This is a genomic window from Actinomyces sp. ZJ308 (assembly GCF_011752065.1).
Lineage (GTDB): Bacteria > Actinomycetota > Actinomycetes > Actinomycetales > Actinomycetaceae > Actinomyces.
This window is the reverse complement of record NZ_JAAIJY010000043.1, coordinates 1-16,149: the sequence shown is the minus strand read 5'-3', so window position 1 is coordinate 16,149 and position 16,149 is coordinate 1. Positions and strand designations below refer to the sequence as shown.

Here is a 16,149-nt window from a genome sequence, read left to right as displayed (position 1 = left end):
CCGAGGCGATCGTGCGGTCCTTCTCAATGACCTCACGCACGACCTGGGCCTTGAACTCCTCTGAGTATTTCGCTGCTGGCATGGTCTCCATCCTATCGACTCACGGGAAGAAAAACTCCCCCTGTCCAAGAAACACCACGCACTCCAGTGACATGGAAGAAGCGGAACGGGGAGGTCGGCGAGGCGGAGGGGCGGGCGGGGCTCATCTCGGGTACTCCTTCGCGCGTCTGAGGGTGCGGTCGTGAGGCTGTCGCGATGTTGGTCGGTGGGGCTGTTGCGGCGTTGCGTGAGGAGACTGCGGGACGGCGACGGCGGCTGGGCGGGCGGGTTCTCTACTCCTGCTCCTGCTCCGGCGCTCCGGCCTCTCGCACGTGGTGGCGGCCCTTGGGCAGGATGAGGGGCGTTCCCGAGACCGGGTCGGTGATGACGTCGGAGTCCAGGTCGAAGACGGTCGACACCAGCTCGGCGTCGACCACCTCCCGCGGGGGACCGGCGGCCACGACCCTGCCGGCGCGCATGGCGATGATGTGGTCGGCGTAGCGGGCCGAGAGGTTGATGTCGTGCAGCACCATGACCACGGTGGTGCCGCGCTCGCGGTTGAGGTCGGTGAGCAGGTCGAGGACCTCCACCTGGTGGGTGAGGTCCAGGAAGGTCGTGGGCTCGTCCAGCAGCAGCACCGGCGTGCGCTGGGCCAGCGCCATGGCGATCCACACGCGCTGGCGCTGGCCGCCGGAGAGCTCGTCGATGGAGCGGTCGGCCAGCTCGGCCGTGCGGGTCGCCAGGAGCGACTCCTCCACGATCCGGCGGTCCTCGGCGCCCGTGGAGCGGAACATGGACTGGTGGGGGTGGCGCCCGCGTCCCACGAGGTCCGCCACCGCGATCCCCTCGGGGGCGATCGGCTGCTGGGGCAGCAGGCCGAGGCGCGTCGCCAGCCTCCGGGTGGGGATCTGCCCGATGGGGGTCCCGTCGAGCAGGACCTGGCCCTCCACCGGCGCCAGGATCCGGGCCATGGTCTTGAGCAGGGTCGACTTCCCGCAGGCGTTGGCCCCCACGATGACGGTGATCCTGCCGCTGGGGATCGTCACGTCGACGCCGTCGACGACGACGCGCCGGCCGTACCCGGAGCGCAGGCCCTGGGTGGTGAGCTCGGGAGGGGTGGAGGTCTCTGTGGAGGTCTCAGTCTCTGCGGAGGTCTCTGCGGATGTCTCTGTGGAGGTCATGCGGAGGCGCCCTGTCTGTTGATACGGATGAGCTGGCCGATGAGGTAGGGCGCGCCCATGAGGCCGGTGACCACGCCCACGGTCAGAGCGTTGGGCAGGAGGAGCTGGGCCACCAGGTCGCAGCCCAGCACGATGACCGCGCCCATGAGCGCCGCCGGTACCAGGAGGCTGCGGTCGGTCTGCCCGATGAGCCTGGCCGCCATTGGGCCGGCCAGGAAGGAGACGAAGGCGATGGGGCCGGTGGCCGCCGTGGCGAAGGCCGACAGAGCCACCATCGTGATGACCAGTGCCAGGCGGGCGCGGTCCACCGGCACGCCCAAGCCGGTGGCGGTCTCCTCACCCAGGGTCAGGGGCCCCAGGTCACGGCCGACGACGAGTAGAAGCGCTCCGCACACGGCCATCGCCGCTCCCAGGACCGGCACCTGGTTCCAGGTGACCGAGTCCAGCGAGCCGCTCAGCCAGCGCATGGCGTCGATCGCCTTGTAGACGTTGCCCTGGAGCTGGAGGTAGGAGATGAAGGAGGTGAACATCGCCGCCACGCCAATGCCGATGAGGATGAGCCGCCCGCCCTGGCTGCGTCCCGATCCCGACAGCAGGAAGATGATCAGCGCCGTCGCCAGGCCGCAGGTGACGGCCAGGACGTTGACGCCGGTGCCTGCGGGCGACCATCCCAGCACCGTGATGGCGAAGACCGCGGAGGCCGAGGCCCCCGAGGTGATGCCGATGATGTCGGGGCTGGCGAGCTGGTTGCGCAGCATCGTCTGAGAGGTGGTTCCGGCCATCCCGAAGGCCATCCCGGCCAGCAGCCCGATGATCGCCCGGGGCAGGCGCACCTCTCCGACGTCGAAGGAGGCTCCCGGCACGAAGTCGCCGAGGACGACTCCGATGACCTCCTCCGGGGGATACCAGGTCTCACCGACCATCATCATTGTCACCCACAGGGCCGCGGCCACCAGGGCCAGAGCGACGGTGACGGCCGCGAAGCGGAGGGTGCGGTGTCGGCGCCCGGCGAGGGAGAAACCGGGGCGCAGCGCGCCGATGCTGGGAGCACTGCCGGCGTCGGTCATGCCAGTCATGTCAGTGGTGTTCCGGGCGCTCACAGCTCACGCACCTTCGCTCCGCGGGCGATCATGATGAGGATCGGGGCGCCGATGAAAGCGGTGACCACCGCCACCGGCAGCGCGGCCAAGGGTCGGGAGACGACTCGCCCGATGACGTCGGACAGGGTCAGCAGGTCCGCCCCGCACAGGGCGGACAGCGGCAGCAGCCAGCGGTGGTCGGAGCCGCAGAGCATGCGTACCGCGTGCGGCACCATGAGCCCCACGAAGCCGATGGGGCCGACGACGGCGGTCACCGCCGAGCACAGGAGCACGCCGGCGCCCGCTGCGGCCAGGCGCGTGAGGGTGACGTTGACGCCCAGGCCGATCGCCATCTCCTCGCCCAGCGCCAGAGAGTTAAGAGGGCTTGCGACCAGCACTGCCAGAACGGTCGCAACCACCAGGAAGGGGGCGATCGTCGTCAGGGAGTCCCAGGTGCCGCGCCCCAGCGAGCCCATCTGCCAGAAGCGGTAGTCGTCGAGTCCTTGGGCGCGGGGGAGCATGACGGCGCTGATGACGCTGGACAGGGCGGCGCTCGTGGCCACGCCCGCCAGGGCGAGCTTGACCGGCGTCGGACCGCCCGGCCCCAGGGAGCCGATGGCATAGACGAGCACCGCCGTGACGGCCGCCCCGATGAGGGCGAACCACAGGTACTGGGAGCCGCCTGAGATATCCAGGAAGGCGACGCCGATGAGGATCGCCAGGGAGGCGCCGGTGTTGACGCCCAGGATCCCGGGGTCGGCGATCGGGTTGCGGGTCACCGCCTGCATGAGGGCGCCCGAGACCCCGAGGGCCGCCCCGGCCACGAGGGCGACGACGGTGCGCGGCATCCGCTCGGACACCGCCACTGCGCCGATATCGCCGCGTGAGTCGGTTAGGCCACCGATGATCTCCCCGATCCCCACGATCCGGGAGCCGAAGGCGATCGAGCACAGGGTGGCGATGACGGCCAGGACCGTCAGGAGGGCCAGGGCTGTCAGGCACCGGCGCAGTTGCCTGCTCGCGCTGGTGCGTGTAGCCGTCGGGGTTTTCACTTCGCCTTGTCGGCTGCGGCGGCGATGCGTTCCACGTACTTATCGATCCCCCACGGGATCGACAGCGGGCCGGGATTGGTGGAGGCGGTCAGTGGGTCGTTGTCGCCCACGAAGGCGATGGCGCCGTTCTGGATGGCGCGCACCTGGCTCAGGAGGCTGTTGGCCTGCAGGGCGGCCAGGTTGGACTCGGTGCCGTACATGACGATGAGGTCGAAGTCGTTGAGCGAGTCCGCGTTCTCGGTGGAGATGTCCACGTTGAAGGCCGAGGCGTTCTCCTTGGAGGCATTCTCCACGGAGGCCGGTACCGCCAGCCCCAGGTCGGACAGGAAGGCGGTGCGCGGGTCGGCGGTGGTGTAGAAACCGAACTTGGTCGCGTCGCCCTCGGCGGTGTAGCAGAAGGCGGCGGCCTTGCCCTGGATCTGCGGGTACTGGGCGACCGCGTCGGCCACCTGCTTCTCCAGGTCGGCCACGAGCTTCTCGCCCTCGGCCTTCTTGCCGACGGCGGTGGCGTTGATCGTGATTGTCTCGCGCCAGGGCGTGGTCCAGGGGGCCTTCGGATAGGCCACGGTGGGGGCGCTCTTGCTCAGCGTCTCGTACTCCTCCTTGGTGATGCCCGAGTAGGTGGCCAGGATGACCTCCGGCGTGGTGGCGTTCACGGCCTGAGGGGAGATCTTGACGCCGCCGTCGTCATTGAAGAGCTTGGGCTGCGCAGCGCCCTTGGCGACGAGCTCGTCGACCTTCTCCTTGGTCCAGGTCAGCATGCCGGAGCCGTCGGTGACGCCGAAGGTCTGCTTGGAGAAGCCGACCGGCATGATGCCCAGTGCCAGGAGGACGTCCTGGCTGCCCCAGCCCACAGTGGCGAACTTGGTGGCGCCCTCGGGAACCTCGGTGGTGCCGTAGACGTGCTTGATCGGGATGGTCTTGCCGGAGGACTTCGGGCGGCGCGCGCGGCCGCAGGCCGCCAGGAGCGCCGTGGAGGACAGGGCTGCAGCGCCCAGGATGAATGACTTGCGGGAGACGGTCACGAAGGCCTCTTCTCTTAAGGGCCGATCAGGAGAGATCGGACGAACGTGGCGACGTTAACCGAGGCAAGCCACACCTAACAACAGGGCGGTTGGTGGAATAGCCCACGCTGACGCCGTGTCAGGTCATTCCGGGGCGGGTAGCCGATGGAGCCGAGTGGCCCTCAGAGGAACGGGGGCGACGTCGGACAGCCCAAGGCGGCCCCGTGTCGCTCGGGGAGGCTCAGGGCTGGCGGGCGAGGTCCGCGGCGCCGACGAGCCCGGCCTCCTGGCCGCCCTCGGCCAGGACCACCGGGATGGCGGGGCGGTTGCCGCCCGCGGTGAGGTTGGCGGTGAAGGCCTTGCGCGTGGGAGTCAGCAGGATGTCCCCGGCCTCGGCCAGGCCGCCGGCGATGACGATGACCTCGGGATCCAGCAGCGCGCACATGTCCGCCAGCCCCACCCCCAGCCAGTGGGTGAGCTGCTCGTAGCACTCCAGCGCGGCCGGGTCCCCCTCGCGGGCGGCGGCGGTGACGGCCTTGCCGGAGATGTGCTCCGGGTCGCCGCCGGAGAGCTCGATGATGCGGGCCGCGTACGCGGGACGGAACTGCGCCAGCTCCCAGCCGTTGACGCCCAGGGCCGTGCCGGCGCTGTAGCGCTCCAGGCACCCGCGCAGGCCGCAGCCGCAGGGGCGCCCGCCGGGCACGACGTTGATGTGCCCGATCTCCCCGCCGAATCCGGCCGCCCCGCGCAGGAGGTGCCCGTCGACGATGATCGCCCCGCCCACGCCGGTGCCGATGGCCACGATGAGGGCGTTGCGCCTGCCCCGGGCCGCCCCGAAACGGGCCTCGGCCCATCCGAAGGCGTTGGCGTCGTTCTCGACGACGACCGGCAGTCCCGTGCCCTGGGAGACGACGTCGCCGATCCGCATCCCGGTCCAGTCCAGGTTGGTGCCGTGCGCCATCGTGTTGCGGTCGGAGGACACGAATCCGGCCGCTCCGATGCCCACGGTGGCCGCGTCCGGGAAGTCCTCCCGCAGGCGGCGCACCACCGTGGTGATCGTGTCGATGATCGCCTGACGGTTGGCCGCGGGCGAGTCGCGCCGCACCGTCTGAAGGACCTGTCCGTTGTCGTCGACGACGCCGGCCGCGATCTTCGTTCCGCCGACATCCACGCCGATGCTCAGTGCCATGCTCGCGCTCCTTGGTTAAACGACCGTTGTTTACGTTGCCACTCACGTCGCTGACCGTCCAGCGACCGACGGGTTGAGTAGTGGAAGAATAACGTCCCCCGGCCCGCCGTGGTGGCGAGTCGGGGGGACGGAGAGCCCGATTGATGCCCGATCGATCGTCGTCAGCTCGTTGCGGCGGACGAGGCGGCCGGCGCCGTGGAGGTCCTGGCGGGTGCGGAGGTCGTTGCGGAGGTCCTGGCCTTGGCGGCCTGGCTGTTGATGACCGCTCTCATGTAGTCGGCGTTGTTGTAGCCGCTGATGAAGGTCTCGCCCACGATCATGAACGGGGTGCCCGTGATGCCGATCGAGTGGGCGTGGTTGGTGGCCTCGGTGACCGCGGTGACGGTCTCAGGGGCGTTCATGTCGGTGCGGAACCGCTCGATGTCCGCCACCCCGGCCTTGCGGGCGAAGGCGACCAGCGAGTCCTCGGTGTACTCAGGATGGCCCTGGGGGTCGGCGGCGGCGTAGACGGCGTCGTGGAACTCCCAGAACCTCCCCTGCCTGGCGGCGGCCCGACCGGCCTGCGCGGCCAGCGGCGAGGTGGGGCTGATCTGGGCCAGGTCGCGCCACTCGATGCGCAGGGTGCCCTGATCCACCAGGTCGGCGAGCTCGGGCTCGACGTTCTGGGCGAACTGGGTGCAGTAGGGGCAGGCGAAGTCGGAGTAGATGACCATGACGACCGGGGCGTCGACCCCGCCCTTGGCCTGGGCGTCGGCGGGGTCGCGGTGGGTCTCGGAGTGGATGAGCTCCAGGGTCTGCGGGTCGGGCACCGGCGGCGCCGGTGTGGGCTCGGGGACCGCTGTGGCCGAGCCGTCGCTGCTGGCCGAGCCGGAGGTGGACGCCTGGGCGGTGGCCTCGGCGCCCCGGCGGTGCCGGGAGGCGACGTTCTGCAGCAGCAGTGCGGCGATGACGGCCAGGATGACGGCGATGACCACGAGGGTGATGACCGTGACGCGGTTGCTTCTCGACTGTGCCGGCGTCGGCGTCGCAGAAGGCGGCTGAACACTCATGGCAGGGAGTCTCTCAGAGGAGCACCGCCCCGCCGCACGCGTCTCACCGTTTTCCTCGAAGACGACGCGTATTCGTGTCCTCTTCGAGAGAGGATGCGGGGACCGGCGCGTCTAGCGCAGTGCGGCTCCCGCGGACAGTCCGAGCCCGACGGCGCCCAGCGTCGCCGTCGTCATGAGAGCGGCATGGGTCAGGGCCGGCCCCCACCGGCCCGCCAGGAGCAGTCGCGCTCCCTCGACACAGGCCGTGGAGAAGGTGGAGTACCCGCCCAGGAACCCGGTCCCCAGGACTGACAGCGCCGCGGCCGTCCGGGACCCGGGATCCGGCGTGCTGCCGGTCCAGCCCACGAGCAGACCCATGAGGAGACAGGCCGTCACGTTGACGACGACGGTGCCCCAGGGCATCGGCACTGACGGTGAGCGTCCGCAGCGGCGTCGCTTCGAGGAGGATGTCGAGGCGGCCGCGCGCATCCGGCTCACCGAGCTGTTGACACTGCTGTCCATGCTCCAGCGACAGGCCGCCCCCACCCCGCCGGCCAGCGCCAGGGGGAGCCAGTCCGCGAGCCACACCATCAGCCCGGCGGCTCCGGTCCCGCTCACGGCTCCTCCCGACGCAGCCGGCCGGCCAGCCACAGTCCGAGGGCCGCCGCCGCCAGGCCGACCACCATCGACCCCAGGAGGTAGAGGCCGCCGAGAGCCGGGTGGTGGGCCTGCCCGCCCGGGGCCAGGAGCCGGTGGCTCTCCAGGATGAAGGTCGAGTGCGTCGTCAGCCCGCCCAGCACCCCCGTGCCCAGGGCCAGGCGCAGGCGGGGGCGCCGCTGACCGAGCGCCCCGAGCAGCAGCCCCAGGACCAGGGCGCCGACGACGTTGATGGCCAGCGTCGTCGTCGGCAGGTGGCCGGGGGCGGCCGGCCAGGCCCGCTCAAGGGCCGCGCGCACCAGGGTGCCGGCACAGCCGCCCGCGGCGACCAGCCCCAGCGAGCCGACCGTTGACGGACCCCGCCCGAGCGCTGAGGGGGACGGTCCGGTTGGCTCGGTAACCGGTGGCACGGGCACCCCCGCCGCCGGTCCCGGGCCGGACCGGCCCTCGGGACCGGACCTGGGCTCGGGCCCGGCGTCGGGTTCCGCCTCAGCCATTGCGCTTGGCGATCTGGAAGCCGTTCTTGTCGTAGATGACGGTGTAGCTCGCCCCCCGCTTGGAGTGCTGCTCGCCCCAGGTGGCGGCGTCGGTGGTGCCCCACTGGTTGCCGCCGCCGTTGCGGTTCATGACGACGTAGTCCTTGTCGGGGCCGCTCGTTCCCATCCAGGAGACCTCGGCCCGCGGCACCAGGTACGCCAGCATCGACAGGTCGGTGACCACCGTGGACCCCTCCGGGATGGTGGCGATGACCTCGCGGGCGGTGGCCACCCGCCGCGCCTCGGGGTCCTCCTTCTTCGTCTGGGCGTTGGGCGTGTTGAAGTTCTGGTCGGTGGCCTTCCACAGCGGCAGGTAGGGGGCGGACAGGATGCCGGTGGCCACCACCGTCAGGACGCTCGCCGCGACCACGTAACGGTGCCGCAGCGGCACCGTGAGCCAGGTGGGGAAGGCCGCCGGGCGCCTGCGCGGCCCGACGACGTCGGGCTCTCCGGCGGAGCCGGTGCTGCCGGCGGCCTGGGGCTCGGGGGCGGGCAGGCCGTCGACCCCCACCTCCCGGACGGGCCGGCCGGCCGGGTAGGCGCCGTGCGCGCGGCGGCGGGCGACGACGTCGAGCAGCGCCCCGATCGCGATGGGCATGAGGGTTACGTTGTAGTGCCAGTTGTCCCACACCCAGTAGAAGTCCACCGACCCCAGGAACCGCCAGGCCAGCGTCGGCAGGACCACCAGCAGCCAGGGCGAGGTCAGCCCGACGACGCCGCTGGTGAGGACCAGCATGACGACGACCTTGGCCTTCTGGAGCAGGGCGTCGGGGGCGGCGGGCTTGTTCTCCGAGTTCAGCCCGTAGTCCCAGACCCCGTTGATGTTGAAGGCCGGCAGGAACACGAGGATGGAGAAGAGGAAGGCCGCGACGCCTCCCACGATCATGCCCACGCCCAGCTTGATCCCCCGGGTCCGGTTGCGGGCCTCGTCGGCGCCGCCGGGCCCGCCGACGGTGCAGCTGCGGTACCAGGCCGGGACCATCGAGGTGAGGATGACCGCCACGCCGATCATGAGGACTGTCAGTCCCATGTCCTCCTTGACCAGCACCAGGGGCGCTGACCAGGCCGCCACCGCCACCCAGCGCCGCTCCACGAAGGCCACCGAGGCGAAGGCCAGCATCGGCATCGCGAAGGCGATCTCATGGAACTGGGCGGCCACGGCCCCCTGCATCCCCCAGGACAGGACGTAGACGAGGCCCAGCGCGCCGCCGACCCACTGGTTCGTCAGCCGGGTGGCCAGGCGGGTCAGGGGCCAGGCCGAGACCGCCAGCAGCAGGTCCTGGGTGATGAGCAGGCTCAGGGGCGTGGGGAAGAGCCGCCAGATCGGCCCCAGCAGAATGAGGATCGGGTGGAAGTGGTCGCCCAGGAGATTGAATCCGTCGCCCTTGACCGGCACGATCGGGGCCTGGAGGTGGGCGTAGGCCTTGGCCAGCTCGGAGAAGATCGCCAGGTCCCAGCTGGGCACCTGCTTCATCGTCTGCCACTGGACGATCGAGTAGTAGATCATCACCCAGGCGCCGATGACGACGACGATCGCGGCCGGAATCGAGTGGCGGATCTGGTCCTTGAGGTTCACGGCGCTGAGCCTACCCGTGTGAATCCGGGATGAACCTGGTACCGCTAGGCTCAATGCGTCACCCACGATCAGGAGACGAGATGTCCCAGACGCCGCAGCCCGCCGAATCCAACCCGGCGGCCGACTCCTCAGCGCCGCATCAGCAGCCTGACCTCGAAGAACTGATGGAGCATGACGCCGAGCCCCAGCTCCAGCGCCACCTGACCAACCGTCACGTCCAGCTCATCGCCATCGGCGGGGCGATCGGAACCGGGCTGTTCATGGGCTCGGGCAAGACGATCTCCCTGGCCGGTCCCGGTGTGTTCCTCGTCTACGCGGTCATCGGTGCCGTCCTCTTCCTGGTGATGCGGGCCCTGGGCGAGGTGCTCCTGTCCAACCTGTCCTACAAGTCCTTCGCCGACGTCGCCCACGACCTCATCGGGCCGTGGGCCGGCTTCTTCGTGGGCTGGACCTACTACGTGTGCTGGCTGGTGACGGCTGTGGCCGAGGTCATCGTCATCACCGGGTACGTGAGGTTCTGGTGGCCGGATCTGCCGCTGTGGATCACGCCGGTGGTGACCGTGGCGCTGCTGTTCAGCCTCAACCTCGCCACCGTCAAGGCCTTCGGGGAGATCGAGTTCTGGTTCTCCATCATCAAGATCGTGGCCATTGTGGCGCTCGTCGTCGTCGGCATCATCATGGTCCTGCGCGGCTTCACGGCGCCCAACGGCGCTCCGGCGCAGCTGTCCAACATCTGGTCCGGCGGACTGCTCCCCAACGGTCTGAGCGGATTCTTCGGGGCCTTCCAGATCGCCATCTTCGCCTTCGTGGGCACCGAGCTCGTGGGGACTGCGGCCGCCGAGGCCAAGGACCCCGAGGTCACCCTGCCCCGGGCCATCAACGCCATTCCCGTGCGCATCGTCCTGTTCTACCTGGGGGCGCTCGCGGCCATCATGGCCGTCACCCCATGGCGGGAGATCGACCCCGAGAAGAGCCCCTTCGTGGACATGTTCGCCCTGGCGGGGCTGGGGGTGGCCGCGGGCGTCGTCAACTTCGTGGTGCTCACGGCCGCGGCGTCGTCGGCCAACTCCGGGGTCTACTCCACCTCCCGGATGCTGTTCGGCCTGTCCTGGGCGGACAACGCGCCCCACGTCTTCCGCAGGCTGACGGCCCGATCGGTGCCGGGCGTCTCGCTCATCGTCACCTGTGCCAGCCTGCTGACCTCGATCCCGCTGCTCTACACCTCCAAGTCCATCATCGACGCCTTCACGACGGTGACGACGGTGGCCAGCGTCCTGTTCATCCTCGTGTGGTGCGTCATCGTCGTCTCCTACCTGCGCTTCCTGACCCTGCGGCCCGAGCTGCACGAGGCCAGTGCCTTCCGGCTGCCCGGTGAGCGTGCGGCGGCCTGGCTGTGCCTGGTCTTCTTCGCCTTCGTCATCTGGACCCTCACCCAGGCGCACGACACCCGCATCGCGGTCTTCGCCTCGCCCCTGTGGCTGGTGGCCCTGGGGGTCGCCTGGGTCGTCCACAGCCGTCGGCTCGCCAGGCAGGAGCCGCGGCCGTGAGTGCCGCCGGCGACGGGCGGGCGCCGGTAGCGGGGTCGGTGCCGGCAGAGGGTTCGACGTCGTCGGACCCCTGGGAGGATCTGCTCGCCCAGGCGGTGGGCGCCGTCCGTCGGGCCGCAGCCTTCGCCCTGGATCCGGGCGAGGAGCTGTGCATCGAGGCCAAGGCGCACCGCAACGACCTGGTCACCCAGGTCGACCGCGGCGTCGAGGAGCGTATCGCCTGCTGCCTGGAGACCGCCGGCATCCCCATTCACGGCGAGGAGAAGCACCGCATCGAGGACTTCGAGACCTACCGCGGCCGCGCCTGGGTGCTCGACCCCATCGACGGGACCCTCAACTACGTGGCCACCCACCGCGACTGGGCCATCTCGCTGGCCCTCGTCGACGACGGCCTGCCCGTCCTGGCGGTGCTCGCCGATCCCGTGGCCGGCCGGCTCTACACGGCGATCCGGGGGCGGGGCGCCCGGGTGGAGGCGCTGACGGCGGACCCGGTGGGCCCGGTGGGTGCAGTGGACTCACCGGGCTCCGACGGCGTCGCGCCGAGGCCCCTGGAGACGGTGGAGGACCTGCCCCTGAGCGAGGGGATGGTCATCGCGCACTACCAGCTCACGCAGGACGCGGGCATCGGTCGAGCCATCGAGGTCTCGCGCGGCATGCGCTGCTACGGGGCGGCCGCCCTGGAGATGGCGGAGGTGGCCGCCGGCGGCGCGGTCGTCTACGCCCAGCCGATGCTCCAGCCCTGGGACGTCGCGGCCGGTGCGCTGCTGTGCACCGAGACCGGAGCGGTCCTGACCCGGATGGACGGGGAGCCCTTCGACGTGCGCCGCGCCGGGTCGCTGCTCGTGGCCACGCCCACCGCCCACGCCGAGGTGCTGGAGCACCTGCGCGCCGCCTGAGACTGAGGCCGCTGCGCGCGGGCTTCTCTATGCGCGGGAACCGGGCGGAGTCGGGGATCTCCCGCGCGGTCGTACCTTATGTCGCCCGTTCGAGGGGTAGAGGGTACGAACGCGAGACCTACCCTACGAACGCGCGGCGGTCAGCCGGCGGCGGGGGAGACCTGGCTGGAGAAGGTCGCCTTGCCCTGGTTGTCGGTGACGACGGCGGTGATGACGGCCTGCTCGTCGGCGGGGACGGTGGTGGTGGCTTGGGTGCCGGTGAGGATCTCCTCGGTGCCGTCGGCGTGCTGGACGTACCATTCGATACTCGCGACCGCGCCGTCGGCATCGGTGGAGGCCGAGGCGTCCAGGGAGATGCGCTCCCCGTTGCGGGAGACGCTGACCGCGGCCACGGGCCGGGCGTTGGCGGCCAGCGCCTCGGCCTCGGCGAGCTGGGACTGCTGGGCGGTGCGGTTGGCGACCCCGAGGGCGTTGATGACGGCGCCGGCCGTGGCGCTGTGCCCGTAGGCGTTGGGGTGGAAGCGCCCGGCCTCGAGCAGCCCGAACATCCACGAGCCGTGGCGGCCGCACAGCTCGTGGCGGTCGAAGTTGCCGGTGGGGTCGGCGAACAGGTGACCGTGGCGCAGGGCGGCGGCCTTGAGGGCGGTGTTGAGCTCGTCGGTCTTGGCGTTGATCCAGCGCTGGTCGACCTTGGTCACGCCCTGGCAGCGGCCCAGGAGGAGCCCGCCGGAGCCGCCCTGCTCGGGGAACAGGTGCGGGTAGCCCACGGCGACCACCGCCGCGCCCGGGGCGCGCGAGCCGATGTCGGCCATGATGATGTCGTAGCTGTAGACGCCGTCACGCGTGGCACTGCCGGCCAGGGCGTCCAGTGCGCCGTCGACCGAGCTCGTGACCTCCTCGTCGCTGCTGCAGCCGGCGGCCGAGAGGAAGCCGCGCTCGCCCCCGCCGATGCAGTCGCCGAGGATCCGGGCGAAACCGGCGTCGTTGCCCCCGATGGAGAAGGTGACCAGGCCGGTGCCGGGGCCGAGGCGGTCGAGCTGGGCGGTCTCGCCCCAGGAGTCGTTGGCCTCATAGAAGTCGTGGGTCCGGGCCCCGGAGCAGGCCCCCATCTCCAGGGTCCGCCCGGTCCTCTCACCCACGATACGCGCGTAGGAATCCGCCGAGCGCCGGCAGGTGTTGCCTCCGACGACGTCGGTGCCCTCCGCGTAGGGAGGCACCCCGAAGCCCGAGGCGTAGGAGTCGCCCAGGGCCACGTAGGTGCCCACCGGCAGGCCGCTGAGGTCGGGCGGATCGAGGTGGACCGCGGGCGCCGCCTGGCTCACGCCGAGCAGGGCCGCGACGACGGTGAGCAGCACCAGCCGCATGGCCGGGAGACGCCGGCGGCGCGGGCGCTCGTTGGCCGAGGCGGTGGATGCAGCGGATGCAGGAGAGGCCGCGGAGGTGGTTGAGCCGGCCTGGCCGGCAGGCCGCGGCGGGGTACCAGGTGCGGGCAAATGACGCTCCTCGGGTCGTGGTTGAGCGTTGAGTCAACCACGACCCGACGATGGCGCCCAAGAGATGCCGCTGGTGGTGGAAGTCCTTCGCGGTCAGGGAACCTTGAATCGCCCCGGGTTTGATGGAGGCAGTGATGACACGGAAGGATCACTGTCATGGGACAGAAGAAGTACCCCGATGAGCTGCGCGAGCGAGCCACGAGGATGACCTTGGAGGCGCTGGCCGACCCGGCGCGGGCCAAGGGCGCGGTGCGCAGGATCGCCGATGAGCTGGGTGTCCACCCCGAGGCTCTGCGTACCTGGGTGAGACAGGCTGAGATCGACCAGGGCACCCGGCCTGGCACCACTACTGACGAAGCGCAGCGGATCAAGGAGCTGGAGAAAGAGGTCCGAGAGCTGCGAAGAGCCAACGCGATCCTGAAGAGTGCGTCGGCTTTCTTCGCGGCGGAGTGTGAGCGCCCGTCCCGCTGATCTGCCAGTACATCGAGGCCAAGAAGGAGGAGTTCGGGGTCGAGCCGATCTGCACCACACTCAGCGAGGCTGGCGTACAGATCGCCCCGAGTGCCTACTACGCCCGTCGTAGCCGGCCTCCTAGCGCCAGGAGCCTGCGCGACGAGGCCCTCAAGGCGGAGATATCCAGGGTCCACAAGAACCAGCTACTCGGTGCTGGGGGCCCGCAAGATGCACGTGATGCGGGGCCGCCCTGAGGTCGCCGAGCGTCACGGTGCCGGTCACGTGGCCCGCTGTACCGTCGAGCGGCTCATGGGCGACCTGGGTCTACCGCGGCGTCAGGCGCGCCAAGTCGCCCAGGACGACCCGTTCGGTGGCTAAGGACCAGTGTCCGGCCGACCTGGTCAGGCGCCACTTCGAGGCCTTCGCCCTGGGTGGGCTGTGGGTCGCCGACATTCCCCCGCAAGCGGGAGGTACCCCCTCCTACGTGCGTACGTTCTCCGGTTGCCTTCGTCACCGATGTCTTCTCGCGGCGAATCGTGGGCTGGCAGACCTCCACCAGCCAGTGTGTGCACCGACCTGGCCCTGGACGCCCTGAAAATGGCTATCTGGCAGCGCCGGCGCGAGGGCGCCGACCTGACGGGCCTGGTGCACCACTTGCGACCGCGGCGTGCAGTACCGGCCCCGTCCGCTACGGGGCAGCCCTGGCCGACTGCGAGGCGGTCGCCTCGGTGGGTTCCAAGGACGACCTCCTTTCGGCTTCGCTCTGGCTGAGGTGCTCAAGCTCCTTGTACAAGGCCGAGCTCATCCGTAACCAGGGACCCTGGGAGGACATCGACGCCGCCCGTGGTCGCCACCGCCGAGTGGGTCCACTGGTTCAACACCATTCGCCCTCACTCCGCCATCGGGATGCGAACCCCCGCCGAGCACGAAGCCGCCTGGGCGCCCGACACCCACCACGACCACCACCGCCAGGAACTGGGCTGCTGGGTGTTTTTCGGACACTGCTTGTTTGGTGTTTCAGGCTGCCTTGGTTAGGTCCAGGAATTCTTGCTCGACCTCATTAGGTGTGCGGTATCCCAGGGCTGAGTGAAGGCGAACATGATTGTATCTCAGCTCGATCCACGAGGCAATATCGTTGATCGCCTTCTGTCTCGTGGGGTACACCATTCTATGCACTCTCTCATTCTTGAGCGTGGCGTTAAATGATTCCGCCCACGCATTGTCCCAACACACCCCCGTACGACCCACGGACGGTCGGATACCATAGGCCTTCAGGCCTGACTCATGACGCTTAGTGTGCCGGGGGTGGGGCGCTCATGGCGGTGAGGATGGCCTTGGCGGCATCGGTCAGACGCGGGGCGGCGGTGAGGTGGTGGCCGTTGAGGTTGATGGTGACATCACGGACACCGTATCAACCGCCCTCACGGGGACAGTAGTCCTGACTGCCGGCCTCGCCGCACGCGATCTGGCTACGCAGCCATCCTGGTTCGGCTACCTCATGGCGGCCCTCGCCTTGCTCAACCTCACCGGGCTCACGGCCCATCGTGTCAACCTGCGCCGTGACGCTGATATGCCCGAGGATTAGCCGCGTTCCCTCGCCGGGTGCTGGGTGCTACCCGCTCCAGCCGGGGACATTCTGCACGTACGGGTGCAGGTTTTCTGTCCCCGCACGCGCGCGATGTCCCCGGCCACGAGAAAATGTCCCCGACGGCGTCGAATGTCCCCGCCCGGCTGAGAGCAAGTGAGGGCGAGTACAGGGGCCGAGGCAGGCCATACCTCTCAACCACCACTCTTGTACCAGGCGACGACGATCTGGACGCGGTCGCGCAGGTGGAGCTTGGCCAGGATGCGGCTGACGTTGCGGCGCACGGAGGCGGGCTGGAGCACCAGCCTCTCGGCGATCTCCTCGTTCGACCTGACTCATGACGCTTAGTGTGCCGGGGGTGGGGCGCTCATGGCGGTGAGGATGGCCTTGGCGGCATCGGTCAGACGCGGGGCGGCGGTGAGGTGGTGGCCGTTGAGGTTGATGGTGACATCCTGCAGGCCGCGTAGCTCGCGCACGATCCTGGCGATGGACATTCCGGTGGCTTCCTGGAGGTGTCGGGCAACGGCCAGGGCTGCCATGACCACGGTCAGGTGGGCCTCGATCGCCTCACGGGTGTGGTGGAAGACGGGGCGGGCTCTCAGGTCGTGCTTGCTCATCCGGAAGGACTGCTCGGGCGTGCCACAGCTCGTGATACGAGGAGACCACCTCACCGGCGTCCATCAAGCCTGCGGGAATGTTGGTGACGTAGCCCTTGAGGCCCACCAGCGACCTGGCTCTCGCGATGGACGCCTCATCCAGGGTGGCGTCACCGGCGTGGGTGGTGACGAACCTGGTGCGTCTGGGCTGCTTCTCGCCGGCGATGACGGCCCGGGC

The 16,149-nt window shown here is 69.9% G+C and carries 13 protein-coding genes and 3 pseudogenes; 3 read left to right on the top strand and 13 right to left on the bottom strand.

Features of this window, described 5'->3' with window-relative positions:
• Window positions 1-332 precede the first annotated feature (332 nt).
• The 9 genes from HCR68_RS13140 to HCR68_RS13100 all read right to left on the bottom strand — a co-directional run bounded on the left by HCR68_RS13140 (window position 333) and on the right by HCR68_RS13100 (window position 9,341).
• Entirely contained in the window at window positions 333-1,220 is an 888-nt protein-coding gene (locus HCR68_RS13140) for an ABC transporter ATP-binding protein (RefSeq protein WP_167150197.1), read from the bottom strand.
• A complete protein-coding gene (locus HCR68_RS13135; protein WP_167150195.1) occupies window positions 1,217-2,296 on the bottom strand; it encodes an iron ABC transporter permease in 1,080 nt (359 codons plus the stop codon). The genes HCR68_RS13140 and HCR68_RS13135 overlap by 4 nt, the downstream gene beginning before the upstream one ends.
• Window positions 2,297-2,316: 20 nt before the next feature.
• Window positions 2,317-3,351: an iron ABC transporter permease gene (locus HCR68_RS13130; RefSeq protein ID WP_243859126.1), complete on the bottom strand. Its 1,035-nt coding sequence runs from the start codon at window positions 3,349-3,351 to the stop codon at window positions 2,317-2,319.
• Window positions 3,348-4,376 (bottom strand): ABC transporter substrate-binding protein, encoded by a 1,029-nt coding sequence (locus tag HCR68_RS13125; protein ID WP_167150193.1) that lies wholly within the window; start codon window positions 4,374-4,376, stop codon window positions 3,348-3,350. Before HCR68_RS13125 ends, HCR68_RS13130 begins: the two co-directional genes overlap by 4 nt.
• Window positions 4,377-4,596: 220 nt before the next feature.
• The gene (locus tag HCR68_RS13120; RefSeq protein WP_167150191.1) at window positions 4,597-5,544 is read right to left on the bottom strand and encodes an ROK family glucokinase; all 948 of its coding nucleotides are present in this window, start codon (window positions 5,542-5,544) and stop codon (window positions 4,597-4,599) included.
• Between the two features lie 161 nt (window positions 5,545-5,705).
• A complete protein-coding gene (locus HCR68_RS13115; RefSeq protein WP_167150189.1) occupies window positions 5,706-6,593 on the bottom strand; it encodes a thioredoxin domain-containing protein in 888 nt (295 codons plus the stop codon).
• 111 nt (window positions 6,594-6,704) lie between these two features.
• Window positions 6,705-7,190, bottom strand: a complete 486-nt coding sequence (locus HCR68_RS13110) for a CrcB family protein (RefSeq protein WP_167150187.1) — start codon at window positions 7,188-7,190, stop codon at window positions 6,705-6,707.
• Window positions 7,187-7,726: a CrcB family protein gene (locus tag HCR68_RS13105; protein ID WP_167150185.1), complete on the bottom strand. Its 540-nt coding sequence runs from the start codon at window positions 7,724-7,726 to the stop codon at window positions 7,187-7,189. Before HCR68_RS13105 ends, HCR68_RS13110 begins: the two co-directional genes overlap by 4 nt.
• Window positions 7,719-9,341, bottom strand: a complete 1,623-nt coding sequence (locus tag HCR68_RS13100) for a DUF2079 domain-containing protein (protein ID WP_167150183.1) — start codon at window positions 9,339-9,341, stop codon at window positions 7,719-7,721. Before HCR68_RS13100 ends, HCR68_RS13105 begins: the two co-directional genes overlap by 8 nt.
• Before the next feature lie 80 nt (window positions 9,342-9,421).
• On the opposite strand from HCR68_RS13100, the gene HCR68_RS13095 reads away from it, so the two are divergent.
• Window positions 9,422-10,888 carry an amino acid permease gene (locus HCR68_RS13095; protein WP_208320617.1) on the top strand — a complete coding sequence of 489 codons (1,467 nt, stop codon included), beginning with the start codon at window positions 9,422-9,424 and terminating at the stop codon, window positions 10,886-10,888.
• A gap of 38 nt (window positions 10,889-10,926) precedes the next feature.
• Window positions 10,927-11,784, top strand: coding sequence for an inositol monophosphatase (locus tag HCR68_RS13090; RefSeq protein ID WP_167150199.1), 858 nt, complete (start codon window positions 10,927-10,929; stop codon window positions 11,782-11,784).
• Window positions 11,785-11,924: 140 nt separating this feature from the next.
• On the opposite strand, the gene HCR68_RS13085 is transcribed toward HCR68_RS13090, so the two are convergent.
• Entirely contained in the window at window positions 11,925-13,277 is a 1,353-nt protein-coding gene (locus HCR68_RS13085; RefSeq protein ID WP_167150181.1) for an SGNH/GDSL hydrolase family protein, read from the bottom strand.
• A 156-nt stretch (window positions 13,278-13,433) separates the two neighbouring features.
• Here HCR68_RS13085 and HCR68_RS13080 point away from each other — a divergent pair, with 156 nt between their 5' ends.
• Entirely contained in the window at window positions 13,434-13,748 is a 315-nt protein-coding gene (locus tag HCR68_RS13080) for a transposase (RefSeq protein WP_167150179.1), read from the top strand.
• Between the two features lie 999 nt (window positions 13,749-14,747).
• On the opposite strand, the pseudogene HCR68_RS13070 reads toward HCR68_RS13080, so the two are convergent.
• The 3 pseudogenes from HCR68_RS13070 to HCR68_RS13060 form a co-directional block, all read right to left on the bottom strand.
• Window positions 14,748-14,993: pseudogene (locus HCR68_RS13070) on the bottom strand (integrase core domain-containing protein); the annotation flags it as partial.
• Between the two features lie 516 nt (window positions 14,994-15,509).
• Window positions 15,510-15,644 (bottom strand): annotated as a pseudogene (locus tag HCR68_RS13065) (LuxR C-terminal-related transcriptional regulator); the annotation flags it as partial.
• 15 nt (window positions 15,645-15,659) lie between these two features.
• Window positions 15,660-16,149, bottom strand: a pseudogene (locus HCR68_RS13060) (IS1634 family transposase); the annotation flags it as partial.